Below are 25078 nucleotides of genomic sequence, written 5' to 3' on the forward strand. Positions count from 1 at the left end.
CCGGATGGTCCTCCAAGACCGTTGCCCCGCGGATCTATTCGCGGCCCTGCTAGCGTCAAGCAGTCCATCAGTGTTGCAACGTTGACTAGAACCCACCCCGGGGGAGCAGGCTGCTCAGAATTCAACCGGAGCCGACATGCGATCGAAGCTTCGCCGAAACACGCATCTGCGTCCGCCATTCGACATAGCTCATCCGATGTCGTCGCGAAACGGGTAAGCGTGCGCGAACTGGCTCCGCACGTGCGCCAGCTCAATCATGTCGTAGGACATCGACAGGCTGCCTCGACCAGGCGACACGGAGCGACAGGCCTTGAGTTTCGTGCCCACGGCAGCCGGATGGGTTGTTAGGGAGACACGGCAAGCTCGTCGACAGGAACCTGCTGCAGGCGCTCGCGCCTCTGTGCAGGTTCGTGATCCGTCGAAGCCTCGATGCGGCGGATAATCAGCTCGCGCAGTGGCCGATTGACCGCAACGACAGCGGGGATGGCTAACCCAAGAGGGCGCACGTCGCATCTAAACCCACACCGTGCAACAGCGTCGGGCCATAGGCACGGTGCTGATGCCTTGCACCGGCCGGATTCCAAATGGCACGGGTGGAAGGAGCAATCCACTTGTCCGCATCAGTGGTCACTGCGATCCACTCGCGCTGGCGTACACCAACTGACGTTCTTCGTACACGTGCTCGCGATCAAGTCCGCGATGGCAGGTCCAACACCAAGGTGGCCATTTCGATTCGTGGCCGAAAAGCGGAACAACTAGGCAAGTTATCACCATGCCGCCACCGCCGCATCGGGGACGCTTATCGCGACTGACAGCTTCGTCCCAACCCGCCTCGCTAGAAAGCATGCAGTGACTTCTTCAAGTGACAACGCCCCAGGCGTACAGTCCGTCCTCTCCCCCGAGCCGGCTCGGCGCATGCTTCGCATCGAGGCGCGTAACTCTAGCGTCCCCATTGAACGCAAACCCGACTGGATCAGAACCAGACTGCGCACGGGCCCGAACTACCTGCAGATAACTGACCTAGTGCGACGTCAGAACCTGCATACGGTCTGCCAGGAGGCCGGGTGCCCGAACATCTACGAATGCTGGGATGCCCGCGAAGCGACCTTTCTGATTGGCGGGAGCGTCTGTAGTCGCCGCTGCGACTTCTGCCAGATAACCACCGGTAAGCCAGAGCCCTTGGACCGAGACGAACCTACGCGGATCGCGGCGAGCGTGAGGGCGATGGGATTGAAGTACGCGACCATCACCGGGGTCGCACGCGACGACCTACCTGATGGCGGCGCCTGGCTGTACGCCGAGACGGTCCGTACGGTTCACCACCTCAACCCAAATACCGGCGTCGAGCTACTCGCGCCGGACTTTCGCGGCATACGAGATCAGTTGAACCAGGTGTTCGAAAGCTCGCCAGAAGTATTGGCTCACAACGTCGAGACGGTCCCTCGGCTCATGAAGAAGATTCGACCCGGTTTTGATTATCAGCGTTCCTTGGGTGTGCTGACGGCCGCCCGAGAGGCAGGCCTCATCACGAAGTCCAATCTGATTCTTGGTCTAGGAGAGACTCGTTCCGAAATTTCGGCCACTCTGCGCGATCTACGTGACAGTGGGTGCGAGTTGCTCACAATGACCCAGTATCTGCGACCGTCAGTACGGCATCATCCCGTAACACGCTGGGTCAAGCCAGAAGAATTTGTCGAGCTGGCCGCAGAGGCGAAAGCTGTGGGTTTCACGGCAGTGATGAGTGGGCCCTTAGTGCGGTCCTCGTACCAAGCCGGAAGACTACACAACGAAGCGCTCGCAACCAGGAGTTCGCTTCAGCAGTAGTGCGTGCTTCTACTCACACACCCGAGCACGGGTCTCAAGCGCAGCGATGCCGCCAGGTGACCACGACATTGACTACGCACTTCCCAGGGTCCGAAGTGCCGGTCGCTCGCGCAAGCTAGAGCTATCAGCAACCACATACTGCATACGAAAGGCTAGTCATGAAGGAAATTCTCGTTGTCGGCGGCGGGTTTGCTGGGGTCTGGAGTGCCGCGGGCGCGGTCCGCAGGGCCCGCGCGGCCGGCGATGACGGCGACGAACTGCACGTGACGCTTGTCAGTGATCGAGATGATCTAGTGGTTCGACCCCGTCTTTACGAGGCCAATCCCGAGAGTATGCGCGTCCCATTGAACGGCATCCTTGACCCCATCGGGGTCAGTCGGGTCACGGCACGGGTGGTCAGTATCGATGTGGCAGAACATACAGTGCAAACACTGAGCAGTCTGCGCATCGAAATACCGGCCAAGCCGCTCAGCTGACTCAACCACACCCCGCACATGCGCCAACCGCCGAGGCTGCCCAGCCAACCGCGCCTCGGCCTCCCGCCGCGCACGCTGCGCCAACACCCCGCTCACACCAGCCAGCCTACGAGCCCCATCGCCACGGTGCAGACCCATAGCTGATGCTCAGCGCAGCCGTGACCGCACAGCCCGCAGGAATCCGGCGGCTACCTGCGGGCTTCGCTACGCTCCCTCTGCTCCCGTCCGCGCCGGTCGCTACACTTCGCCCTCCGTCCGCCGCCACTACCGGCCGGCCACGACAATCAGGGCCCACATCTCAGCGGCCTCAGCGCCCCGCCATCACGACAAGTCGAAGCCGGTACCGCTACCGGGTCGCATCGCGCCGCCACGGACAGCACGCGCGTCAACGCCCTCGACCGCCTCTGACCTGCGATGTGAGAACTTTCTCTACTGCTATTAAAGAACTACCGGCGTTTCTGCAGCCTCGCGCAACAGCTGCGTCGGTAGGGTCCGCGTCCGAACCAGCACGGTCTGACTCATTTCTTTACCGGCCACCCGTTGGGTGTGCCTGCAATTGTCAGATCCGTCGACCGTGCTTGGTTCGGCGCGGAACCGCCAGCACGGAGTGACCTGATAGGAGCGCGACCAAGCATCCCGTAGCAGTATCGTCCCCGTACCGGCGGCTCTGCCCTTCACCCATCCAGAAAAACTCCGGTCATAGGAAGGGCCACAATGCAATCCATCATCGCCGCAGCACCGAGCCTGCCAGGCGTCACCGTCGGTGTCGACACGCATAAGCAGTTCCACGTCGCGCATGCCATCCATGAACTCGGTCGCCCGTTGGGCACTCATCAGATGCCCGCCACAGGCCACGGTTACCACGTGTTCGTAGCGTGGGCACGATCTTTGGGACAACTCGCGGTGGTCGGCATCGAAGGCCCCGGCCACTACGGAGGGGGTTTGGCCCGCCACCTACGCGTCGAAGGGATCACCGTCACCGAGGTCGGTCGCCCGAAGCGGCAGCGCCGCGCCCGCTACGGCAAATCCGATCACGCCGATGCGGCCGGGGCTGCGGCCATCGTGCTGGCCGGTGAAGACCTCGGAGCACCCAAGACCGCCGATGGCCCCGCCGAAATGGTGCGGGTGCTGCGGGTAGCTCGCACCAACGCCGTGCGGGCACGTGCCAAAGTCGTGACCGCACTCAAAGATCTCATCGTCACCGCCCCCGACGAACTGCGCGAACACCTGACCGGTCTGCACAAGAGTGACCTGCTCTACGCCTGCCGGATCCTCGATGTGTCCGAAATGCTTTCCACGCCAACCGATGCTGTCAAGATCGCGCTCAAGTCGTTGGCCACCCGTTGCCGCGAACTCGACGCCGAGACCGACCGTCTTGGGCGACAGATCGACACCATCACCGCCACCGCAGCGCCCCAGTTACGTGCTGTCTACGGGGTTGGTCCCGACACCGCCGCCACCCTGCTGTCCGCGATCGGCGACAACCCCGACCGCATCCGTCACGAAGCCGCGTTCGCCAAACTCTGCGGCGTGAGCCCACTGGAGGCATCCAGCGGCAAGACCGTTCGCCACCGACTCAACCGGGGCGGCAACCGCGACGCCAACCGCGCGCTGCACGTCATCCTGGTCGTACGGATGCGCCGCCACCAACCCACCCGCGACTACCTGACCCGCCGCCTGGCCGAAGGCAAAACCAAAAACGAAGCCATGCGCTGCCTCAAGCGCTACATCGCCCGCGAGATCTTCCACGCCCTACGACCGCCTCAACAACCCGCGAAAATCGTTGCCTGAAGATAGGAGCATCTGCTATCGATACATCGGCGAGAAGTAGGCCCAGGCGCCGATGCCGAGCGCGGTGAGCAATAAGAACACGAGCAGCGTGCGGCGCAGGTTGGTCGTCATGCCCCTGTAGACACCGCAGGGTGGACATTCGTGACACCAGCGGTCAGGACCCCGCCTTCGCTTGACCGCGCCAACCCCGGTGTCCACGATAACCAACGCCGCGAGGGCCAGCCCGAATTGCCGCCAGGTCTTGACATCTGTCCGGGCGATCGTGCACGAATTCTGTTGTGCGGTGCTACCGCATTGCCGTCGTCGGAACGACGACCGTTACCGCCGGTCTCGGCTCGATGCTCGCCTATCGCGTAACGACAGCATCTCCAGATCGACGCGCCGGCAGTTCCTCAAACCTGGCCGCCGGCCTTGGTGCCACATTCTGGGACAAATCGGTCGGGGCTCGTCGGGGCTCGCCAAAGGGTGGGTGCAGCTGCCCGTCGAACACGCGATGAGCGTGGCGCGCTTAGCTAAGTGATGTCCGACACACGGTGTCACATTTCGCCGCAGGGTGGTGTCTTACGGTTGTCAGAAATAACTGGATCAGGAGGTCTCGATGAGCATCAACAACGTACGAACTATGTTGGACAAGAGATTCCACGTCGTTGTGATTGGCGGCGGCTATGCTGGGGCGCTGGCTGCCAATCGGCTGCAACAGAACCGAAATATCGACATCACCATCATCAATCCGCGCCCGACGTTCGTTGAGCGGGTGCGGTTGCACCAATTGGTTGCCCGAAGCGGAGAAGCAACAGTCGACCTAGCCGGGATCCTGGGCAACCGTGTGCGGCTGATTGTCGACACCGCAGCGCGCATCGACGTCGTTACCCGCAGCGTGGCTCTGGCCTCAGGCGGGACAGTGCCATACGACTATCTGATCTATGCCGTGGGAAGCATCGGCATAGTGCCCACTAAATTGCATGGCGCGAGCGAATTTGCCTTCCCCATTGCTGAGCTTGAGCAAGCCGAGCGACTTCGCGACGCAGTGGACAAGCTGCAACCCGATGCGCCAATCTGTGTCGTGGGTGGGGGATTGACCGGTATAGAGGCCGCTTCGGAACTGGCAGAGCACCGTCGCGAGGGCTCGGTGACCCTGCTGTGCGGAGGAGTCCTCGGTCCGAGTCTGAGCGAGAAAGGGCGTGCTTCAGTCCGCCGGCAGCTCAAGCGCCTTGGCGTCGATGTCCAAGACGACGCGGTGGTGGCCGAACTCCGCTCCGACCACGTCCGGCTCAGCGACGGGCGGACCCTACCGAGCAAAGTGACTGTGTGGACGGCCGGCTTTGGCGTGCCGGATCTGGCCGCCAAGAGCGGCCTGAGCACCGATGAACTGGGACGGCTGCTGACCGACGAGACACTGACGAGCGTCGACAACCCGTACATCATCGGTGCCGGCGACGCTGTGGCCCCCTCCAATGAGCCGCTGAGAATGAGCTGCCAGGCCGCTGGGCCGCTGGGCGCCAGGGCTGCCAACACTGTGCTCCAACGTGTCGCTGGCGATCCGCTCACACCCCTCGGTCAGAATTTCGGCGGGCAGTGCATCAGCATCGGACGCCGCCGCGGCACGTTCCAGCTGACACACCGCGACGACACGCCGCGGCGTGTCTATGTGGGCGGCAGGATGGCAGCGAGTATCAAAGAGATGATCTGCAAGACCGTTGTCAAGCAGATTGCCAAGGAGAGTCGCAAGCCAGGCAGCTACAACTGGCCCGGCTCTGAAAAGCAAGCTGCCGCAGCCAAGAATACCGTCGCGTGAGGGCCGATGACGGACTCCTTGCAGCGGGTCAAGACTTTGCGCGGCCCGCCGTGCCATCTCGTGGTCGTTGTCATCGGCCCGGCTCCGTAGCGCGCCAGCGCGATGACTGTCATGTAAGCGCTGGCGATACGTGGCCAGCTGAGCACACCAAGTCTGGGCCGATGGTGACGGTGCGCGCTACACCGATCGATCGCATACGTTTAGGTACTGCCCAAACAATAGCCTGGCCCTTGATATCGGGTCCTTGCTGGGGGATGGCTCGAAGTCCGCACGTTCGTCGACATGGGCGGGCATCGGGTGTGGGACGAGAATGCCGTCCACACTGTCTTTGGCGGAAAGGCTCGGCACGAGGTCGACGACATCGCTGGTGGTCGCTATTGCGGCAATTTGGTGACTGCGCGACTCCAGGCCGGTGCTGCGACAGCGGTTGGTCTTCATGCGGACGTAGGTGTGCGAGGCAGGATCATCACCGACCAAGACGGTTGCCAAACAAGGTTTTCGACCGCATGTCTTATGGAACTCCGCTGCCTGCTCGCGTGTTTCGGCCCGAGTTGGGTCATATGGCTTAGTGCCTTGAATTTTCGGCTTCCAGCGCATCCAGAATGGTCTTGACCTCGTTGTCTATGGCTGGCGGGTAGGTGGCGATGACGCCATTGAGGTCGATGGTGGCCGAGCGCAGGGGTTTGAGGGTGCGCAGGAATCGGCGCAGTGACAGTCCGGTCCGGTTCTGGACCTCGCGGCTGACGGCCAGGGCGGTGAACACGATCGTCAGGTGGGCTTCGATGGCGTCGCGGGTGCGGGCGAACATAGGTCGGGCGGCGAGGTCGGATTTGGACATCCGGAAGGACGCCTCGACGTGCCAGAGGTTGTGGTAGCTGGCGATCACTTCGGTCGCGGGCATCAGCGCGGCGTCGATGTTGGTGACGTAGCCCTTGAGCCCTACCAACCGGCGGGCCCGCTGCAACGATGCCTCGTCGAATTCTTGGGAACCGTTGCGGTTCTTGATGAACCGCGGTACCCGCGCCGCCTTCTCGCCGGCGGCGACCGCGCGGGCCTTGTTCTCCTGCAGGTTGAGCGTCTTGGTGTCACGCACCGCGCGTTTGGTTGAGTACGCCCACACCGCCCGCCACGACTTGGCGTGGACGGCCGGATCCCAGACGGGCTCGGCTTTGCGTTTGGGGTCGCTGGTCTTGGTGGCGGTGCCGCGTTGATCGCGTGGGGTGATGGTGTCGATGATCTGGCCGTCGGTGAAGAAATCGCCGTGCCAATGGAAGTGCGATGCCAGATCATTGGGCGCTTTGGTAACCCTGGATCCGACGATGAACCGCAACCCTGCCTCGTCGAGCTCGCGCAGATTGCCGCTGGCGAGCATGCCGGCATCGGCGACGACGACCATATCGGTGATCTGGTGGCGGGCTTGGAACGCTTTCACGATGGGCACGATCGTCAGAGTTTCGGCCTTGTTGCCTTCGAAACAACCGATCTCCAAGGGGAATCCGCGCCGGTCGACCAGCAATCCGACCACGATCTGTGGATCGACGCGGCGTTCTTTGGAGTAGCCGACGCGGCGCAGGTCATCTTCCTTGTCGGCCTCGAAGTAGAGCGTGGTGACGTCGTAGAGCACAAGGCTGACATCACCGGCGGTGCGGGCGTGGGCGAAACAGGCGGTAGCGATCTGCTCGCGATACCCACCGGCGCGGGCGCGGCGCAGGGTGCGTTTGCGGGTTGACAGTGACGCCGAGGTGCGGCCCAGTTCGGCCAGGACCCGATCGACATCGAGCAAGCTGGTCGGTTCCACCACCCGGGCGATCACCAGGTCCCGGAAGACCTCATCGCCCGCCGCGGCCTCGAACCCCAGGCTGGCGTACACCTGGGCCAGGGCGTCATAGAGCAGCCCGCTGCTGCTCTTGAGCACCCGTGGTCGCGCCACCAACTCCCGCGCCGTGGGCACACCAGCACCGTCGGGGAACAACGCTTCAGCCGGATTCGGAACCATCTGGGCCCGAACAGCTTTCGGGGTAATCCCGAGATCAAGCTCGCCTTGGGTGTCATCGGCCAACAGCCGGCGGGCCTCCTCGATGAGCAGACCCAGCTCGGCGTCATCACGCGCAGAACCGACATGGCGCACGATCCTGCGGCGGCCGTCGACGGATTCGGCGATCTGGACCGCCGTTGCGCCCGAGGCGGTGCGCACCCGCCGAATCCAGACCATCCAGGCAGCCTACCGACCCAAATTAGTGCCTAGCGGGTGCACTAAGCCGAGACATCACTGCAGTTCAACGCCCTGCAGCTTCCGAAAACTGTCCGAAGTGACCCAACTCAGGAGCGGGTCAAGACTTTGCGCGGCCCGCCGTGCCATCTCGTGGTCGTTGTCATCGGCCCGGCTCCGTAGCGCGCCAGCGCGATGACTGTCATGTAAGCGCTGGCGATACGTGGCCAGCTGAGCACACCAAGTCTGGGCCGATGGTGACGGTGCGCGCTACACCGATCGATCGCATACGTTTAGGTACTGCCCAAACAATAGCCTGGCCCTTGATATCGGGTCCTTGCTGGGGGATGGCTCGAAGTCCGCACGTTCGTCGACATGGGCGGGCATCGGGTGTGGGACGAGAATGCCGTCCACACTGTCTTTGGCGGAAAGGCTCGGCACGAGGTCGACGACATCGCTGGTGGTCGCTATTGCGGCAATTTGGTGACTGCGCGACTCCAGGCCGGTGCTGCGACAGCGGTTGGTCTTCATGCGGACGTAGGTGTGCGAGGCAGGATCATCACCGACCAAGACGGTTGCCAAACAAGGTTTTCGACCGCATGTCTTATGGAACTCCGCTGCCTGCTCGCGTGTTTCGGTAAGCATGGCTTGGGCGACACGTGCGCCATCAATGATGGTTGCGGGCAGGGTTCACTCCTCACAGAGGAGGAACACCCAGGCGGTCGATGCGTGCAAACGTCGCTTCCCGGTGGTGTCCCACCTGCGCCAGTCGTCAAGCTAACCGCCGAGTCCGGCGCCGCCAGAACGTCGAAACCGTTCAGTCGGTCAATTGCTCACAGAAACTGGCCCTGGATCCAGATGTCTTACTCTACCCGGGCGGGGGTGACCGATGATGTCGTCGAGCAATGCTGGATCGCAGCGCTGGGGCCGCTCACCCAGCGCCGTCGGGACGCCGGCCAAGTCCACATCACCCTGCCGGGCTCGGCACGCTCGACTGTGGAGTACCAACTCGCGCGGCGGCTCCCGCAGCTGCGCATTGCACGTCAAATGACCGCCTTTGGCGGGTCGGGTTTGTGGCTTGGGATTACGGGTGCGCAGGACGTGGACAGAAAGTATCGACACCAGCGCGACATCGGCAAAGCCAAGCCTGCCGGCGGCCAAAGCCGCTCGCGTAGCGCCAAGTTCATGTTCGAATCTGGACCAGGGGGCGGCACCGATTCTGGCCAGACCCCCATGAATAGTGCAACTTCAACGGGTCGCTATCGCAGAGCACGATTCGGTGTTCTGCCCCGAGTTCTGGGGGTCCGCGCGCAGCTGTCGCGGAACGCGATCTGCTGGTGCCGGCGCGGGCTGTCGGGGGTCATCACATGACGGTGGCGCTGGGCCGCCCGTCGGCGACTTTGACGAAGAAGCGCCGCCAGGGTCGCTGGTCGAGATCGGGATGCACGTGATGCCAGTTGTGGGAAGCCAACACCGCCGCGATCGAATCTGAATCCGAGAGATCGGCGACGGGCGCTTGAAGATCGATGATCGGTTTCGCTACGAGACCGGGTATCGAGGTGGAGCCGACGTGCTCGATGCGGGCGATCCGCCGAGGGGAGAGCAGCGTTTCGAGATGGTCGCGTTCCTGCTCACCGCGGAGAGCCCAGGCGGGATCGGCGTCGACGAGATCGACGGACTCGGTGGCCCAGGGTGGTGGACCGGTGTTGGCCGACATACCCTTCTCTCTACACGCTGCGCTAGATTCCACTGCCACTGCACATGACGAGGACCTGAGTAATCCGGCTCGCACCACTGAGGCGCGGCTCAAGACGGCCGCTTCTTGCGTGCCAGTTGCTCCAGTAACTCTGATCGCAGCGCCGTGATGTCGTATCCCCTGCCCTCATGGTGATGATGATGTCGCCTGAGCTGGCAGCCCTGCGAGCACGGTCGGCACCGCGCCGCGCTTGGGCACGTAATGCACGCCCTCCGGTGATAGCGCACCGCATTGGCGATCAGGCCACCGGGTGAAACCCGGGATCGGGTCTTCTGTCGCGACGTAGACGTCCAACACGACCACCTCATCGCCATGATCCAACGCGGCGCCGGACTCTATGGCGAACGTCCGCGAGTACAGGTGTGGCTGGAATGCGACGATCAGTCGTCCGCCAGCTGCGGGCGAGGCTGCTTTCATCCGTGGCAACGTGTTCGCCCACAACGCCGATCGACTCGCCCGCCGCGGCGGGCGACGATCCGGCGCTGCGCCCGCTACATCCTGCGCGGGCTGATGATCGAACGTGCTGTCAATGGACACGATCCACGGTCGCGGCGGTAACCCGGCAGCTGGGGTTGCACATAGTTGTGCGGTCCGGCTCATGGGTCACTATTTCGGCCTTTCGCCATCGTATCGGTTAGGCCTCGGTTCTCAGCTCTGTGATTGCTCCTAGTGTGGTTTTCGGCGGGTATCCGATTGAGCATTTGCGGGGTAGTTCAGTTCGAAGGCGGGCCTTTCGGAGCGGACGCGGGGCAGTTCGGTGAAGTTGTGTCGTGGCGGTGGGCAACTGGTGGCCCATTCCAGCGAGTTGCCGAAGCCCCAGGGGTCATCGACGACGACTGGTTCGCCGTAGCGCAGCTCTTTAACAAGTTCCAGACGAACGGCAGCATTGAGGCCGCTAAAGTGAAGGCCCCAATCGTGGAGACAATATTTTGCGTTTGGAAACCGTCGGTGGGTAAGTAGTCGGCATAACGGACCCTGACACTCTGACCCTCGATACGTGGTATACCGCCTCGTGCAGCAACGTAGTGATCAGGTGGGCAACCTCAGCCGGACGCAACGGATTTCATCGTGGGCACATGCTTCACGATCGGATCCGGTCAATCCCACGGCACGCCCCCCATTCAACGGGCCCCGGCACAACATCATTCACGGTGGCGCGGTGTGCAGCAAGCTCTCTGGGCAAGTCCGCTGCACGGTTTCCAGGCTGCCTACTCGGCTCGCATACAAGAGAGTGCATTCGGTCCCGAGCGCCAAGCTGGAACGACTGCCAAATCGACCCCACCAGCCCTCAATCACGCCCGGCAACACCGCTTGCACGGGCTGCACCGCGAACAGGCCGGGCGAGATCGGCGAGATTGCTGGCGTGCGGGAAGGCTGGAGACCCGCGGACGCGAGGTGAGCGCCCGGTTGGCTTCACGACTCTTCGTGAAATGTTGAGCTCGCGTTGTGCATATCCATCAGCTTGCCGTCGAGCCGACAGAGGTAGGCGACCGGTCAGCTACGATTGGCTGTGTGCCCCGCCCATCGAATCCCGACGTGCGTCGCCGCCTGCTCGAAGCGGGACTCAGCCTCATACACGCGCGTGGATTCACCGCCAGCGGGGTCAAAGACATCACCGATGTCGCAGGTGTGCCAAAAGGGTCGTTCTACGCATATTTTGCCAGCAAAGAGGCATTCGCCGCGGCGATCCTCGAACATTATTGGTCCGATATCGAAACGCGCCTTCTCCCAATTCTTGAAGCAGAAGGTTTGGCACGGGAACGAATCACACGCTTCTTCCACGCCCTCGCCGACGAGCACGAGGCCGGCGACTTCGTGCTCGGCTGCTTGGTCGGCAACTTGTCGCTCGAGCTTGGTGGTTCTAGTGAACCGGTGCGCGCCGAACTCCTCCGCATTCTCTACCGTTGGGATGAGGCTCTCGCCGAGTGTGTGCGCTCTGGCCAGGGTGAATGGGGTGGCGTCCGAGCGGATCTCGATGCGGCGGAGATCGCCCAGCAGCTGATCCAGGCGTGGGAGGGTGCGGCCCTCCGCGGGAAGGTCGCCCGCAGCCGCGCGCCATATGACAGCTTCGAAGCGGTCACCGTTCCTGCGCTTCTGCACCGATCTGTCCAGGGCCGGGTTCGGCGTCGGCGCGGTGCTTGAATATAGTCGACTGGTCATCTATTATTCATAGTGTCTCGCTCTTCCCTTTCCGGCACGTGAGGATTGCCCCATGACAGATCTGACTATCTACGCCGAACCAGACAACCCTGCGCTCCCAGGTTCTACCTTTGTGCTCAATCGTGAGCACGCCGCGCTGGTCATCACTGATCCGCAGATCGATTTCCTCAGCCCCGAGGGCGTCTCATGGGCGGTGTTCGGTGACAGCATCAGCGAGAACAACACCGTCGCTCACATCGGCGAACTGTTCGACGCCGCGAAGCTGATGCACATGACAGTTGCGGTGTCGCCGCACTACTTCTATCCCACCGACAAGCAGTGGCGGTTCGGCGATCCGCTCGAACAGTTCATGAGCACTGCCGGCATGTTCGGGCGCCGGGGCGCATACACGACGGACGGCTTCGCCGGCTCGGGCGCCGACTTCCTGCCCGCCTACCAGCACCACATCCATGACGGGCAAACCGTGATCGCCTCTCCGCACAAGATCGTCGGTCCCGAGTCAAACGACCTGGTTCTCCAGTTACGTAAACGCGGCGTGAACCAGGTGATCCTGGCAGGGATGGCTGCCAACCTGTGCGTCGAAGGCCACATGCGTGAACTCGTCGAGCAGGGCTTCGAAGTCGCCGTCGTCAAGGACGCCACAGCGGGCCCACGCCTGCCCGAAGGCGACGGCTACCTCGCCGCGCTAGTGAACTTCCGATTCCTCGCCAGCGCGGTCTGGACCACCGCAGAGGCCATTGCCCTCCTCAAGGAGGCTGACCGATGACCACCCCCCTCACTCGCGCTGACGTCACGGGACTCATTACCGCCGAGCGCATTCAGCGTGGGGTTCGATGGTCCCAAGTCGCCGAGGAGGTCGGCGCCAGCAAGGAATGGACGACCGCGGCGTGCCTTGGACAGATGGCGCTCGAAGCAGACCAGGCGCAAGCTGTGGTACGAATCTTCAACCTGCCCGCTGAGGCGGAGCACATTCTGCAGGCACCGCCCTATAAGGGCTCAATGCCTGCCGTCGTACCAACCGACCCGCTCATCTATAGGTTGCATGAAATGGTCGCCGTATACGGCCCAACGATCAAGGAACTCGTGCATGAGGAGTTCGGTGACGGCATCATGAGCGCCATCGACTTCCGCATCGATCTCTCCCGCGAGCCCGACGCGGCCGGCGACCGCGTCCGAATCGTCCTGAGCGGCAAGTACCTTGGCTACAAGGAATTCTGATCGGAACCCGCGGCTAACCGACACGAAAAGTTTCTCAGGAATTTGGTATAAAAAAGTACCACTGAGCGAGAATCGATACCCCATCCGTCCCTCAAACGCATGATCAGCCACCTCTACGAGCCCGGGGCTGGGACTGTAACCACAGCGAGGCCGCAGGGGCAGAGTCGGGATGCTCCTCGATCGAGCGAACACAGTGAACACGGAAGCCGTTGCGGGTCTGCCCTTTCCGGTGGCGGCCAGCGTATCGGGGGCCTGGGTGCACCGTCGGCCGATCGGCTCGCGGCGGGGCGGAGTTGCCGTAGTGCTCCGAGGTCGGGGGACCGGTCACATGGGGTAGGGCAACAGCGAGAGGATGCAGTTGGTTGCTGTAATGCCGAAAGATGCACCGCCGAAGGCGGCGCCGGCCGCGCGCCAGAAGGGTCCGTGGCAGCGGGTATCGGAGATGCAGGACAAGCTGCACCGTTGGGCGGTGGCCGATACTGGGCGGCGGTTTGGTGATGTGTTCAACCTCGTGCACGACCCGGCGACGCTGATCGTGGCGTTCGACCGGGTCGCGGACAACCGTGGCCGCAACACGCCCGGCTTCGAGGTGTGACTACCGTCAACGTCGAACAAGGCCTCGGGATGCCTAGGTTCCTGGACCAGCTCCGTACGTCACTCAAGGACGGCTCGTTTCGTCCTGTGCCCGTACGACAGCGCAAGATTCCGAAACCGGGTGGGTCGGGCAAGCTCCGCAAGTTGGGGATCCCGACCATTGCCGATCGGGTGGTTCAGGCCGCATTGAAGCTGGTGCTGGAGCCGATTTTCGAGGCCGACTTTCTTCCGGTCTCCTACGGTTTCCGGCCCCGGCGGCGGGCGTACGACGCGATCGCTGAGATTCAGATGTTTGGTTCCCGCGGTTATCAGTGGGTGCTGGACGCCGACATCGAGGCGTGCTTCGACCGGATCGATCATTCGGCTCTGATGGGCCGAGTTCGGTTGCGGGTCAAAGACAAGCGCGTGCTCGCGCTGGTGAAGGCATTCCTCAAGGCTGGGGTGTTGACCGAGACCGGCCGCTACGAGGACTCCGACACCGGCACCCCACAGGGCGGGATTCTCTCACCACTGCTGGCCAACATTGCGTTGTCAGTGCTCGATGAGCACGTGATGGCCCCGTGGCAACCGGACGGGGTGATGGGAACGACCTACCGACGCAACCATCGTCGCTCCAAGGGTCTGCCGACGTGGCGGATCGTCCGTTATGCGGACGATTTCGTCGTGCTCGTGCACGGCGAAGAAGGCGACGTGGTCGCGTTGCGCGAGGACATCGCGACCGTGCTTGCTCCGCTAGGGCTTCGATTCTCGGAGTCCAAGACGCGGATCGTGCACATGCGCGAAGGGTTCGACTTCCTCGGTTTCCGCATCCAGTGGAAACGTAAACGGGGAACACGGAAGTGGTTCGTCCACACGTTCATCACCGATCGGCCGTTCCGGTCGGTCAAGGCGAAGATCCGTGCTCTGACACATCGTGTCAGCCAAGCGGACATGGGAGCCGTCGTCGGCAGGATCAACCAGATCCTGCGCGGTTGGACCAACTACTTCCGGTATGCCGTGTGCAAGCACACGCTCAACCGGCTGCGCCGCTTCGTCAATTGGCGCATCATCCGCTGGTTGCGCAAACGGCACCGCTGGAGGTGGAAGGTGTTCCGCCGCAAGTTCACCACTCCCACGGGGAGGTGGCTTCCGATCGCGGCAGATGGGATCGAGGTGTTCAATCCGGCAGCGGTGACGGTCACCCGTTACCGATACCGCGGCAACAAGATTCCTAACCCGTTCCTGCGGCTGAGAACGGCCTGACGGCACCCGATCGTGGAGAGCCCGGTGCGTGGAGACACGCACGCCGGGTTCGGCGAGCGGCCCGGGGAAACGGAGCGGCAGCAATGCCGACACCGCGCCCCGGGCCGACTCAACCACCGCATCGTCCATCGTGCCCTGCCGGCACCGGTCGGGTCCAGCGACCGGGTCACCAGATAGAGGCATTTCAGGGCGGCCTGCTCCGCGGGGAAGTGCCCTCGGGCCTTGATCGCGCGGCGGTAGCGGGCATTGAGCGACTCGATCGCATTCGTCGAGCAGATCACCCGCCGGATCTCCACGTCGTAGTCCAGGAACGGGATGAACTCGTTCCAGGCGTTGTCCCACAACCGAATCACCGCCGGATAGCGCTGCCCCCATTTCTCGGCCAACTCGTCGAACGCCGAGCGGGCCGAGGCGGCGTTAACCGCGGTGTAGATCGGTTTGATATCGCGCTTGATCTCATCCCAATACTTACGGGAGGTGAGCCGAAAAGTCTTGCGTATCAGGTGAATGATGCAGGTTTGGACGATCGCCTGCGGCCACACGTTGCCGACCACCTCGGGCAAGCCCTTCAGACCGTCGCAGGCGACGAAGAAGGTGTCCTTGATGCCGCGGTTGCGTAGCTCAGTGAGCACGGCCATCCAGAATTTGGCGCCCTCACCGCCGGTGCCGGCCCATAGGCCCAGGATGTCGCGTTCCCCGCCGAGAGTGACGCCGATCGCGGCGTAGAACGGCCGGTTGGCGACTTGGCCGTCGCGGACCTTCACCACGATCGCGTCGATGAAGATCGCCGCGTAGGTTTCATCCAGAGGCCGCACCGCCCACTCGTTCATCTCCTCGAGCACTTTGTCGGTGATCCGGCTGATCGCCTCCTTGGAGGCCGAGGAGCCGCTTCCTCGAGACCGAGGCGCCGTAGATCTCGGCGAAGTGAGCCGAGATCTCGCCCGTGGTAAGCCCTTTGGCATACAAAGACAACACCACCTCGTCCACACCGGACAGTCGGCGTTGCCGCTTCTTGATGATCTGCGGCTCGAACGTCGCTGCCCGATCACGCGGCACGTCGATCTCGACCGGGCCGGTGGTGTCGGTCAGCACCGTCTTGGAGCGGGTGCCGTTGCGGATGTTGCCTGTCCCCGCGCCGGCCGGATCGTGTTTCTCATAGCCGAGGTGCTCGGTCATCTCCTCGTTCAGCGCGGTCTCCAGGACCGTTTTCGTCAGCTGCTTGAGCAACCCGTCGGGCCCTGTCAGCGACAGGCCCTGCTCCTGGGCCAGCCGGACCAACTCGACCGCAGCCTGCTGCTCTGCGGACTGCTCAGCCTTCTTCTTGGTCACATCATCCAGTGTCGTCATCACGGCGACCTTTCTCGCCGAGCATCGCTCAGCAGACCCGCCTGTCTGTCGTCACAGGTGACTAGCGACGAGCAAGAAGCAGCGCCGACCAGCGAGCCGGACGATCCGATCAAGGACAGCTCCGCGCCGTCGGGCGAAGACTGAACGTTCCTTCACCGTGGCGAGCGTCTGACGGAGCACCGGTTTCCTTCCATGAAGCACATGCCGAATGGGTCCGAGCCGCCTACGGGGTCCTCATCCAGACGGCGAAGCGCTACAACGACTACCTCACCTACTCGGACCTTGCGCGGAGCGTCCTTGGCGACTCGGGCATCCAGTACGGCGCGCATCAGCGGAGCTGGATCGGCAAGGGTTCCGGTCGCGATTGCAGACCGGAATGCGACCGAAGGTGGACCGCCACTGAGGGCGCTGTGCGTCTCGAGCGGTGACGAAACGGTCGGCGCGGGTTACGCATACGCGTTGAAGATCATGGGTCAGCCAAAGCCGAAGGATCTTCAGCCGCACGCTGCCGAGTCGCGGCTACAGTGCTACCGCTTCCATGGCGCCGACATGCCGGCCGATGGCGGCCAACCCACCCCGACACGCGCGGTCATCGCCAAACGCGTGAGGACAAAACCGCACGTCGGGAAACCCGTCATCCTCGGCCCCGTGCACTTCAGCCAACTCCCGCTCAGCGGGCAGTGCGACCCGTGTGACTAAAGCCGATCGCTGACCGGTCGTCATGAGCGACCGACGGTCGCGGTGGCCAGGTCTTCATCTCCACTTCTGTTGCGGCCCTTCCGCTCCTGCGATTGGCCTACAAGTCCAGGACCAGATTCGGTGTGAGTGCCCTGCTGATGCAGATCATCATCACAGAGTTCGATGCATGCTCTTCGTCGTCGAGGTAGACATCCCTGTGATCGGGAATCCCCGACAACACGGCGGTCTCACACGTGCCGCAATAGCCCTCCTGACAAGAGAACTCCACCTCGGGAACGACAGCCCGCACCGCATCCAGGATCGACTGCCCACCGTCGACGTGCACGACCACACCCGAGCGCTTCAACTCCACCTCGATGGCCCCCGACGGTCCCTCATCAACGGCTGCGGGACCCGTGAACCGCTCAATCTCCAGTCGCGGTGTACGACCGGCGGCTTTGACCGCGACCGACGCTGCATCCAGCATTGCAGCGGGCCCACACACATAGACCAACGTTTCCGGCGTCGCCGCTGCGATCAGCTCACCGACTGGCATCCGGCCAGCAGAGTCTTGCGGCCAGAGCGTGTACCGCGCCGGCGACAACTCGTCAACGCGTTCCCGAAAAGCCATTTGCTCAAGAGACCGCGCCCCGTAGTGAAGCCTCCATTCGGCCCCGCGCTGCGCCACCGAACGAACCATGGGAAGCAGCGGGGTGATTCCAATTCCACCGGCAAGGAAGAGATAGGAGGGTGCGTCGCGGAGGTGAAAGTTGTTTCGCGGCTTGCTGATCCTTAACACCAAACCGGGCTTGGTCACGCGATGCAACTCCGCCGAACCACCGCGACCGGCAGGCTGGCGCAGCACGCCAATGGTGTAAGACCGCTCGTCGGACCCCGAACCACACAGCGAGTACTGCCGCGTTATACCGCTGGGGAGACCCACCTCGATGTGCGAACCGGGCTGCCACGGCGGGAGCGGCGCCCCCGACGGATCGGTCACCCGTATCTCGGCGACGTCCGGGGTGAGTTGGCGAACACTGTCGACAACGACATCGATGCCGTCGGCCAGACTAATGTGCGGTCCCACGTGCAAACTCCTCCGAGGTCATTCGGTCGCCGGCGTAGTCGCCGATACAGAAGAGGCGCATGTGGCGCGTGGCTGCCTTGCTGTGGAAGTCACCGAATTCAGCAGAGGCATCCTTGCCTGCGTACAGCCTCGCCACGAAGGGCCCTCCCGGATGGCGGTCCTTCCACTCGGTGAGGTCATAAACCTTGCCGTGAATGATGACCCAGCAGTCCTCGAAGGTGTTGTGCTGCTCGAGTTCCTGTCGGGTCACCAAGCGATCGCCCGTCGCGGGCACGCTCGGTTTCCACAGGTTCATCGTGATCACCCGACGCGCCTCAGCACCCGCACCCGACGCCCGGTAATCCCACGGTCCCCACCGCCGAGGCGGAAGCCGGTCCCCGATCTCGCGGGCGTCGAACTCATAGATCCAGGAGTCGTCATTGCCCGCGCGTTCTTCGTGGTCGAAGAACGCGAAGTCTCGTTCATCCACGGCAGCCAGGATCTGCTTGCGCTCAGCTGAATCCTCGGGCTCGAGATGTTTGAACGCGACCTTCGACGCGAACTGGAACCGGGTCGCGCGGTAGTGGCGCACGCGTTCGTAATGCAGGAAGGCCGACGCGAAGTCGCTCTGGTGCAGCGCGAAGGCCTTGGCAAGGGCTGCGCTGTCCTCCATCGTCTGGGAGGCACCCTGACCCATCGTCGGCAACATCGGGTGCGCGGCATCCCCGACAAGACAGATCCGACCGTCCTGCCAGGACGTGAAGGCAGGGCGATCGTAGAGACCCCACTTGGTGGTGTTCTTCATCGCGCCGGCAAGTGCGACTAGGTTATCCATCCGCGGGTCGCCAGCCCACATTTTCTTGATGTGCTCGACGAGTTCGTCGACCTCGATGGTGCGCCAATCGCCCCAGTCATCGGTGAACTCGGTCGACTCGGGGTCATACCAGGTGAAACCGATGTTCAAAAGTTCGCCGCCGCGTACCCAATAGCTCATGGCGTAGTCGTCGTTGCGCTTGTACATGTCCATACACAGCTCGTCAAGCGGGTTGTGATCGAGCGGCCTCCCATCGGCTTTCCGAAGCGTCTCGACATCCGCGCGTGGAATCAGCCCGCGAAAGATCAGTGAACCGGTGAACCGCCGCTCCGGGGCCTCCGGCCACGTCAGCTCCAGCACCTTCGAGTGGATACCGTCCGCACCGATGAGGATGTCGCCGGTCGTGGTGGTTCCATCGGCAAAGCTGGCCGTCACACCCGCGTCGTGCTGCTCGATGCCCACCAGACGCTTACCCATGTGAACGCTGATCGGACTGGCAACGGGATACTCAGGCGCCAATTCACGTACCCGCTCGTGCAAACACATCAGCAGATCTTGACGGTGCATGTGATGGAACCCACCACCAAGTGCCCGCTTCTCGGGGGCGTTGTAGTGGAACGGCTTCCGCGAAACACTGAGATCGTCGTTGATCATCCGCGTCACGTCCAGGATCGAAGCGCGGCCGCCATCCGGCACACCGCTGGGCCCTTTGGGATCCCCCCCGTCGAGATCTACCCCGAGCCAGTGACATAAACGGGCGCCATTGGGAGCGATGTTCAGTCCAGCACCGGCCTCAGTCGGCACCGACGATTGCTCGAAGACCTCGATCTGGTCGAAGACCCCTTCAGCCTGCCGGAGGGCAATCGCGGTAAACAGTCCCCCGATTCCCCCACCAATGATGATTGCTCGCATCGGACTACTTTCTGTGTGTGCCTGCATATAAGTGATTGACGCCCAATAGATTTCCGTCAGGTCAGCGTGGTCATGAATTCGTCGGACAACTCCTGATGGAAGTAGAAGATCGACTTGGCCAAGTTGTCACCGGTCCAGGTGATCGGCCGCCAGTCCGGGAAGGTGGTATAGCCACCCGCGAAGATCTCATTACGATTACCGGAGGTATCGAAGAAGTAGGTCGTCGTCCCTCGGGTGACGGAATGCTGTGTGGCGCCTTCGTCGATCCGGACGTCGTCCTGGACGAGGATTCGGGTGCCGCGCAATATATCTGACCAGTCCTGGACGGTGTAGGCGAAGTGGTGAAGCTTGTTGTTTGGCCCCTTCAGCACCGCGAAGTCGTGTGGAGTGTTGCTGCAGAACAGGAATGATCCGAGCAACTCCGGCTTCGGCTCATTTCCCAGCACCCGCTCGGCTGGCTTGAAGCCCATGCACTCCTGGAAGAACCTTTCGATAACCTCCGGCTCCTCGGCCGTAATGACGGCGTGGTCGAGGCGGGGCACGTGCACGCCGATCGGGTTTCGCGGCGCGACATCGGGGTTCAGCAGGCCGAGTTCGTGCCCGACATACTCCGCCTCGGAGTAGAGCTCGACGAGATGGCCGGAGGGAAGGGTGATCCTGACACCGTCGCCGATCGCGAGATTCTCCCCAGCGGACATGCGCTCGACAGTGCAGCCGAAGGCGAGAACCTTCTTCTCGATCTCCTCGATGTCTTCGGGCTTCTCGCACTTGTAGCCCATCTTCACCAATCCTGCGCCACCCTCTTCCAGCACGACGGAGTGGTGGTCGTACTCATCCCAGGACTTCAGGAACACCTGGCCCGGCTTCTCTGCCATCACGGTCATTCCGAGTGTGTCGCTGTAATGCTTGGTCGCGGTGGTGAGGTCACTCTGCCGCACATGAACGTACCCAAGTCGCATTACACCCATGGTTGATCTCCTTCGCCGATTAGATTGTGAACGTTGCTTCTTCAGTGCCCGGTGGTTGCTAGGAATCTTCGTCCGCTCCTAAGCGGGCGTCGCAGTACGCGGTGGTGTTGCGGTAAAGATGCGGCGAGCAGGACCCCGCAGACGGATTTTGCAGTCGGTGAGGGCGTGCGCACGGCATGGAAGGCAGACCCCGTCCGCTACTTCTTCGGCCGTGAGCGCAGTAGCAGCGGCACCGACCTCGTGCGTTACCGTGCCGGAGACGACATCGGCCTTGCATAGGCTGCAGCCACCGCGGCGACAACCCGACCTCGGGGCGATACCGTGACGGCGCATGGCCGCAAGAACCGTCTCGCCGAGTTCGGCCTCGACAACGAAGCCACCCGGGTCGATTTCGATGATCGACATCGCGTCCCTCACCTTCTGTCGCGGCCGCTCGTCCGCCGCTCATTGGGAATTAGGCGACGCACGACAGGCCCGTGGTGGTGCTGCCCCATTTCTGCTCCTGTCTCGCGGCTGACCTACATACTCCAAACAAGGCGCTCTGTCTATCTACATCGGAGTCCATTGACCGGACCGGCGCGGACAGCCGTGCAATGTCAGGACTGCCCGCGGCTCGAGGTCGGACAGTCACATCGCTGGGTGCTGGATTTCAACCTGCTCGACAGCGCCCCATGACTTCTCGGAGTGAGTCGGGCGGAGGGCTTCCAAGTGCGATCCGTCATCGACCTTGATCACGTCGTCGATAGCCACCCGGCAGGTAAACGTACGCAAAGCCGCGATACGGGGTGTCTTCGCAGATGAATCTGGGGTCGGCAAACACATACGCCGGCTCAGCCCCATCCCCGTCGTGCCGCGAGCTTCCAATGACCAATGAGACGACCAGACGGGTCAACAGAGCAAACACCACCGCGCACACAACCATACCCCGTAGCGGAACCCATTGGAGCAGAACACTTGTTGCGTGCGTCGCAGGACTAGTCGCGTCCAATGTCTACGCGTCGACGAAGACTGTCACGCCGTGCGTGAAGAAGTCCTTCGCGGCAGGGCCTTGCTCACGGGAACCGAAGGACGACGCCTTCATCCCGCCGAATGGCGCCCAGAAGTCAACACCGGTGGTCGGAGCGTTGACGCGCACCATGCCGACTTCGCTGTGCCGGATGAACTGCAGCACCGCAGCCACATTCGCGGTGAACAGCCCCGCAGAGAGCCCGTAGGGGGTAGCTGAGGCGAGTGCCATGGCATGGGACGGGTCGTCAGCGCGTACGAGCGCGGCGACGGGGGCGAACACCTCCTGGTCGAGCAGGATGTCGTGCTCCGAACCGTCCACCTCGACCATCGTGGGCGACAGGACGTTGGTGTCCGGGGCCGCGTTGCCGCCGCAAAGCTGACGACCGCGGGTCTGCTTGAGTGCGTCGAGAGCCTCGGCAAGGGCGGCCTCTCCGATCACGGGCCCAGTCACCGTCGCGTCGTTCCCGGGGTCGCCGACCGTGAGCCGTTCGACGGCCTCGACGAGCCGGTCGCGCACCTCGTCGTAGACCGGGGCCTCCACGATGATCCGGCCGGTGGCGGTGCACTTCTGACCCGCGAATGCCATCGCCGACCCTGCGACCGCGGCGACGGCACGCGGGATGTCCGCATCGGCCAGCACGACCGACGGATTGCTGCCGCCCATCTCGGTCTGACACGGGATCGCGCGCTCGGCAGCTTTTTTCACCAGAGCGAGTCCGACCGGCGTGCTTCCAGTGAAGCTGAGCCCGTCAGCGCCATCGATGAGCCGGTCGACCACGGCCTTGCCACCGACAGCCAAACTCAGCAGTCCTGCGGGTAAGTAGACGGACAGAATCTCCACCAGCTTGGTGGCCACTCCGACAGCCTCCGACGACGGCTTGAGGACGACGGCGTTCCCCCACGCCAGAGCGGGGACTACTTTCCACAGTGGGATCGCGACCGGGAAGTTCCACGGGGTGACCACCGCAACGGTGCCCAGCGGACGGCGAGTGGTGAATTGAATGCCGGTCACCGTTGAGCCCGGCAGGGTGTCGCCGGACGGCATCATGATCGAACCAGCGTGATAGCGCAAGATGTCAATACCGCGCTTGAGCTCGCCGCGTGCCTCGACGACCGGCTTCCCGACCTCGCGCACGACGAGGTTGGTGACCTCAACCTTGTTGGCTTCGAGGCCGGCTGCCGCAGCGTAGAGCGCGTCCGCCCGGGCAGTTGCGGGCAGGGCGTTCCACTCCCGGCGTACGTCCCGCGCCCGGTTGAGGACGTCGGCGATCTCGTCAGCTGACGAGATGGGAAACTCACCGACCCGGTCCGAACGGTCGAAGGGGTTCGTACTGACGATCAGGGGGGTGGAGGTCATCGTCTCGCTTCCTCGGTGTGATGCCTCGCCGTGGGTCACCCTGGTGGACCTGGTCTTCGGCGGGCTCTTGCGCTGGTTGGGCCGCGAACGGCCTGGCTCTGATCGTTGCGTCGGGCACACACGAAGTCCCGCCCTCGGTCCACTGGGCGGTCCGGTTCGTTGTCGTGTGATTCAGCGGTCGCGATAGTTACCGGTATGACTAGTCCAACCAAAACCGAGGGCCGAGTCCTTGACGACGAGCAGATATTCCAACTCGCCGAGGAGCTCTACGTAGCCGAGACCTCGGGAGTTCCGGGCATTTCGATCAGTGAGCGACACCCGGAGGCGACGATCGGGGACGCCTACGCCATCCAAGCCGCCGGCACGAAACTGCGTGTACAGGCAGGTGAGTCCGTCCGGGGTCGGAAAGTCGGGCTCACCGCGAAGGTAATGCAGGTGCAATTCGGCGTGGACACACCAGATTTCGGTGTCTTGCTCGGATCCATGTTCCACCCCGAGGGCACGCCACTGAGCAGTTCTGCGCTGATCGCCCCGCGTGTGGAACCGGAGGTCTCCTTCGTCCTGAACCGATCGCTGCGCGGTCCCGGCGTGACGGTCACTGACGTTCTTGCCGCGACGGCGTTCGTCGTGCCTTCCTTGGAGGTCATCGACTCCCGGATCCGCGACTGGCAGATCACCATCGTCGACACGATCGCCGACAACGCTTCTTCTGCACGGGTCGTGGTCGGCGGGACGCCGACTCGACTGGTCGACATCGACATCCGCGCAGTTGGAGTAGTCCTGCGCCGCAACGGCTCGATCGTGGAGACCGGCGCGTCGGGTGCGGTTCTGGGCAACCCCGCCAATGCGGTGGCGTGGCTGGCGAATACCCTCGCCGCCTACGGGGTGCAGCTCGAGGCCGGCGAGCTCGTCATGCCGGGGACTTGCACGCGGGCAATCAACGTCACGCCAGGTGACACCATCCGTGCCCAGTTCGACGGTCTCGGCGACGTCACCGTGGGATTCGTCGACGACACCAGTGACAGACAGGTTCTCGCGTCGGCCGGTTCGGGGGCGGGAAGATGACCGATCTCAGTCTCGTTGAACTATCGAGCCGGCTCGACCAGGCAGCCACGACCCGTATCACCATCCCGCCGTTGACCGAGCAAACCGAGCTCACCGAAAATGCCGCCTATCAGATCCAACGCGGTGTGGTGGACGCCAGGATCGGCCGTGGGGCGCGGCTATTGGGCGGCAAGCTCGGACTAACCAGCCGCGCCAAGCAGATCGCGATGGGCGTGGACGAACCCCTCTATGGGTTCGTGACCAGCGACATGCTCGCCGACGGTTCTGAGCTGGATCTTGACGCGCTCATTCATCCGCGGGTGGAGCCCGAGATCGCCTTCGTGCTCGCCGAGCCGGTGCAGGGTCCTGATGCCACCGCAGCCGATGTCCTCGGTGCCACCTCATATGTCTGCGCCGCCCTCGACGTGATCGACAGCCGCTACCACGGGTTCTCGTTCACCCATCTCGACGCGATCGCTGACAACGCGTCCTCGGCAGGCTTCGCGCTCGGCACCGACCTGGTACGGCCGACTCTCGACTTGGCCGCCGTCGGCTGTCTACTCGATGTCGACGGTGTCATCGCCGACTCTGCCTCTGGTGCAGCGGTTTTGGGACACCCGGCAGCCTCGGTCGCCTTCATGGCCAATGCGCTCGCCCGCCGAGGGCAGCGACTCGAAGCCGGCTGGGTCGTGCTCTCCGGTGGGTTGACCGCTCCCGTACCGATGAAGCCTGGCAGTACCGTCACTGCCAGCGTGACCGGAATCGGAAGCGTCAGCTTGAGCGGCGTCAAGATCTGACGACGGGTCCCAACAGCCATGA

General features: G+C 63.1%; 21 protein-coding genes and 3 pseudogenes. 12 read left to right on the forward strand and 12 right to left on the reverse strand.

Annotated features, from left to right (window positions below):
- Positions 1–915 precede the first annotated feature (915 nt).
- Positions 916–1824 (forward strand): lipoyl synthase, encoded by a 909-nt coding sequence (gene lipA / locus AOT87_RS19940; protein ID WP_046191198.1) that lies wholly within the window; start codon positions 916–918, stop codon positions 1822–1824.
- Between the two features lie 158 nt (positions 1825–1982).
- Positions 1983–2300: a hypothetical protein gene (locus AOT87_RS29115; protein ID WP_046191199.1), complete on the forward strand. Its 318-nt coding sequence runs from the start codon at positions 1983–1985 to the stop codon at positions 2298–2300.
- On the opposite strand, the pseudogene AOT87_RS28015 reads toward AOT87_RS29115, so the two are convergent.
- Positions 2250–2396 (reverse strand): annotated as a pseudogene (locus tag AOT87_RS28015) (metal-dependent phosphohydrolase); the annotation flags it as partial. The gene AOT87_RS29115 and the pseudogene AOT87_RS28015 overlap by 51 nt on opposite strands.
- A 618-nt stretch (positions 2397–3014) precedes the next feature.
- Here AOT87_RS28015 and AOT87_RS19950 point away from each other — a divergent pair.
- Positions 3015–4091: an IS110 family transposase gene (locus AOT87_RS19950; RefSeq protein ID WP_046191200.1), complete on the forward strand. Its 1077-nt coding sequence runs from the start codon at positions 3015–3017 to the stop codon at positions 4089–4091.
- Between the two features lie 598 nt (positions 4092–4689).
- The gene (locus AOT87_RS19955) at positions 4690–5886 is read left to right on the forward strand and encodes an FAD-dependent oxidoreductase (RefSeq protein ID WP_082635008.1); all 1197 of its coding nucleotides are present in this window, start codon (positions 4690–4692) and stop codon (positions 5884–5886) included.
- Positions 5887–6063: 177 nt separating this feature from the next.
- On the opposite strand, the gene AOT87_RS28020 is transcribed toward AOT87_RS19955, so the two are convergent.
- Positions 6064–6483 (reverse strand): tetrahydrofolate dehydrogenase/cyclohydrolase catalytic domain-containing protein, encoded by a 420-nt coding sequence (locus AOT87_RS28020; RefSeq protein WP_082635009.1) that lies wholly within the window; start codon positions 6481–6483, stop codon positions 6064–6066.
- Complete coding sequence (locus AOT87_RS19965) at positions 6452–8098, reverse strand: IS1634 family transposase (RefSeq protein WP_046191535.1); 1647 nt, start codon at positions 8096–8098, stop codon at positions 6452–6454. Before AOT87_RS19965 ends, AOT87_RS28020 begins: the two co-directional genes overlap by 32 nt.
- Before the next feature lie 855 nt (positions 8099–8953).
- Here AOT87_RS19965 and AOT87_RS19975 point away from each other — a divergent pair.
- Positions 8954–9466, forward strand: a complete 513-nt coding sequence (locus tag AOT87_RS19975; RefSeq protein WP_052583551.1) for a hypothetical protein — start codon at positions 8954–8956, stop codon at positions 9464–9466.
- On the opposite strand, the gene AOT87_RS19980 is transcribed toward AOT87_RS19975, so the two are convergent.
- The 3 genes and pseudogenes from AOT87_RS19980 to AOT87_RS29415 all read right to left on the reverse strand — a co-directional run.
- Complete coding sequence (locus AOT87_RS19980; protein ID WP_052583552.1) at positions 9459–9812, reverse strand: GrpB family protein; 354 nt, start codon at positions 9810–9812, stop codon at positions 9459–9461. The genes AOT87_RS19975 and AOT87_RS19980 overlap by 8 nt on opposite strands.
- Before the next feature lie 165 nt (positions 9813–9977).
- Positions 9978–10268: a hypothetical protein gene (locus AOT87_RS29615; RefSeq protein WP_046189473.1), complete on the reverse strand. Its 291-nt coding sequence runs from the start codon at positions 10266–10268 to the stop codon at positions 9978–9980.
- A 179-nt stretch (positions 10269–10447) separates the two neighbouring features.
- A pseudogene (locus AOT87_RS29415) lies at positions 10448–10822 on the reverse strand (cytochrome ubiquinol oxidase subunit I); the annotation flags it as partial.
- Positions 10823–11363: 541 nt separating this feature from the next.
- On the opposite strand from AOT87_RS29415, the gene AOT87_RS19995 reads away from it, so the two are divergent.
- The 5 genes from AOT87_RS19995 to ltrA all read left to right on the forward strand — a co-directional run bounded on the left by AOT87_RS19995 (position 11364) and on the right by ltrA (position 15065).
- Positions 11364–11993: a TetR/AcrR family transcriptional regulator gene (locus AOT87_RS19995; protein WP_052583553.1), complete on the forward strand. Its 630-nt coding sequence runs from the start codon at positions 11364–11366 to the stop codon at positions 11991–11993.
- Positions 11994–12063: 70 nt separating this feature from the next.
- Positions 12064–12777, forward strand: a complete 714-nt coding sequence (locus tag AOT87_RS20000) for an isochorismatase family protein (RefSeq protein WP_046189476.1) — start codon at positions 12064–12066, stop codon at positions 12775–12777.
- Positions 12774–13229 carry a cyanase gene (gene cynS / locus AOT87_RS20005; protein ID WP_046189477.1) on the forward strand — a complete coding sequence of 152 codons (456 nt, stop codon included), beginning with the start codon at positions 12774–12776 and terminating at the stop codon, positions 13227–13229. Before AOT87_RS20000 ends, cynS begins: the two co-directional genes overlap by 4 nt.
- Positions 13230–13599: 370 nt before the next feature.
- Positions 13600–13824: a hypothetical protein gene (locus tag AOT87_RS29420; protein ID WP_234785439.1), complete on the forward strand. Its 225-nt coding sequence runs from the start codon at positions 13600–13602 to the stop codon at positions 13822–13824.
- Positions 13821–15065, forward strand: a complete 1245-nt coding sequence (ltrA, locus tag AOT87_RS20010) for a group II intron reverse transcriptase/maturase (RefSeq protein WP_235659847.1) — start codon at positions 13821–13823, stop codon at positions 15063–15065. The genes AOT87_RS29420 and ltrA overlap by 4 nt, the downstream gene beginning before the upstream one ends.
- A 113-nt stretch (positions 15066–15178) precedes the next feature.
- On the opposite strand, the pseudogene AOT87_RS20015 reads toward ltrA, so the two are convergent.
- From AOT87_RS20015 to AOT87_RS20045, 6 genes and pseudogenes are all read right to left on the reverse strand, one after another.
- Positions 15179–16412: pseudogene (locus AOT87_RS20015) on the reverse strand (IS256 family transposase); the annotation flags it as partial.
- Positions 16413–17208: 796 nt separating this feature from the next.
- On the reverse strand, positions 17209–18177 hold the full coding sequence (locus AOT87_RS20025; protein WP_052583555.1) for a PDR/VanB family oxidoreductase: 969 nt from the start codon (positions 18175–18177) through the stop codon (positions 17209–17211).
- Entirely contained in the window at positions 18161–19882 is a 1722-nt protein-coding gene (locus tag AOT87_RS20030; protein WP_046189478.1) for a cytochrome b5 domain-containing protein, read from the reverse strand. Before AOT87_RS20030 ends, AOT87_RS20025 begins: the two co-directional genes overlap by 17 nt.
- A gap of 56 nt (positions 19883–19938) precedes the next feature.
- A complete protein-coding gene (locus AOT87_RS20035; RefSeq protein ID WP_052583556.1) occupies positions 19939–20850 on the reverse strand; it encodes a catechol 2,3-dioxygenase in 912 nt (303 codons plus the stop codon).
- Positions 20851–20928: 78 nt separating this feature from the next.
- A complete protein-coding gene (locus AOT87_RS28030; protein WP_079459746.1) occupies positions 20929–21255 on the reverse strand; it encodes a 2Fe-2S iron-sulfur cluster-binding protein in 327 nt (108 codons plus the stop codon).
- 586 nt (positions 21256–21841) lie between these two features.
- Positions 21842–23215 carry an aldehyde dehydrogenase family protein gene (locus AOT87_RS20045; protein ID WP_046189480.1) on the reverse strand — a complete coding sequence of 458 codons (1374 nt, stop codon included), beginning with the start codon at positions 23213–23215 and terminating at the stop codon, positions 21842–21844.
- Positions 23216–23410: 195 nt separating this feature from the next.
- Here AOT87_RS20045 and AOT87_RS20050 point away from each other — a divergent pair, with 195 nt between their 5' ends.
- A complete protein-coding gene (locus AOT87_RS20050) occupies positions 23411–24280 on the forward strand; it encodes a fumarylacetoacetate hydrolase family protein (protein WP_079459747.1) in 870 nt (289 codons plus the stop codon).
- Positions 24277–25056, forward strand: a complete 780-nt coding sequence (locus tag AOT87_RS20055; protein ID WP_046189481.1) for a fumarylacetoacetate hydrolase family protein — start codon at positions 24277–24279, stop codon at positions 25054–25056. The genes AOT87_RS20050 and AOT87_RS20055 overlap by 4 nt, the downstream gene beginning before the upstream one ends.
- Positions 25057–25078 lie beyond the last annotated feature (22 nt).

Origin of the sequence: Mycobacteroides sp. H003, from assembly GCF_001440135.1 — a bacterium.
Classification (GTDB): domain Bacteria; phylum Actinomycetota; class Actinomycetes; order Mycobacteriales; family Mycobacteriaceae; genus Mycobacterium; species Mycobacterium gwanakae.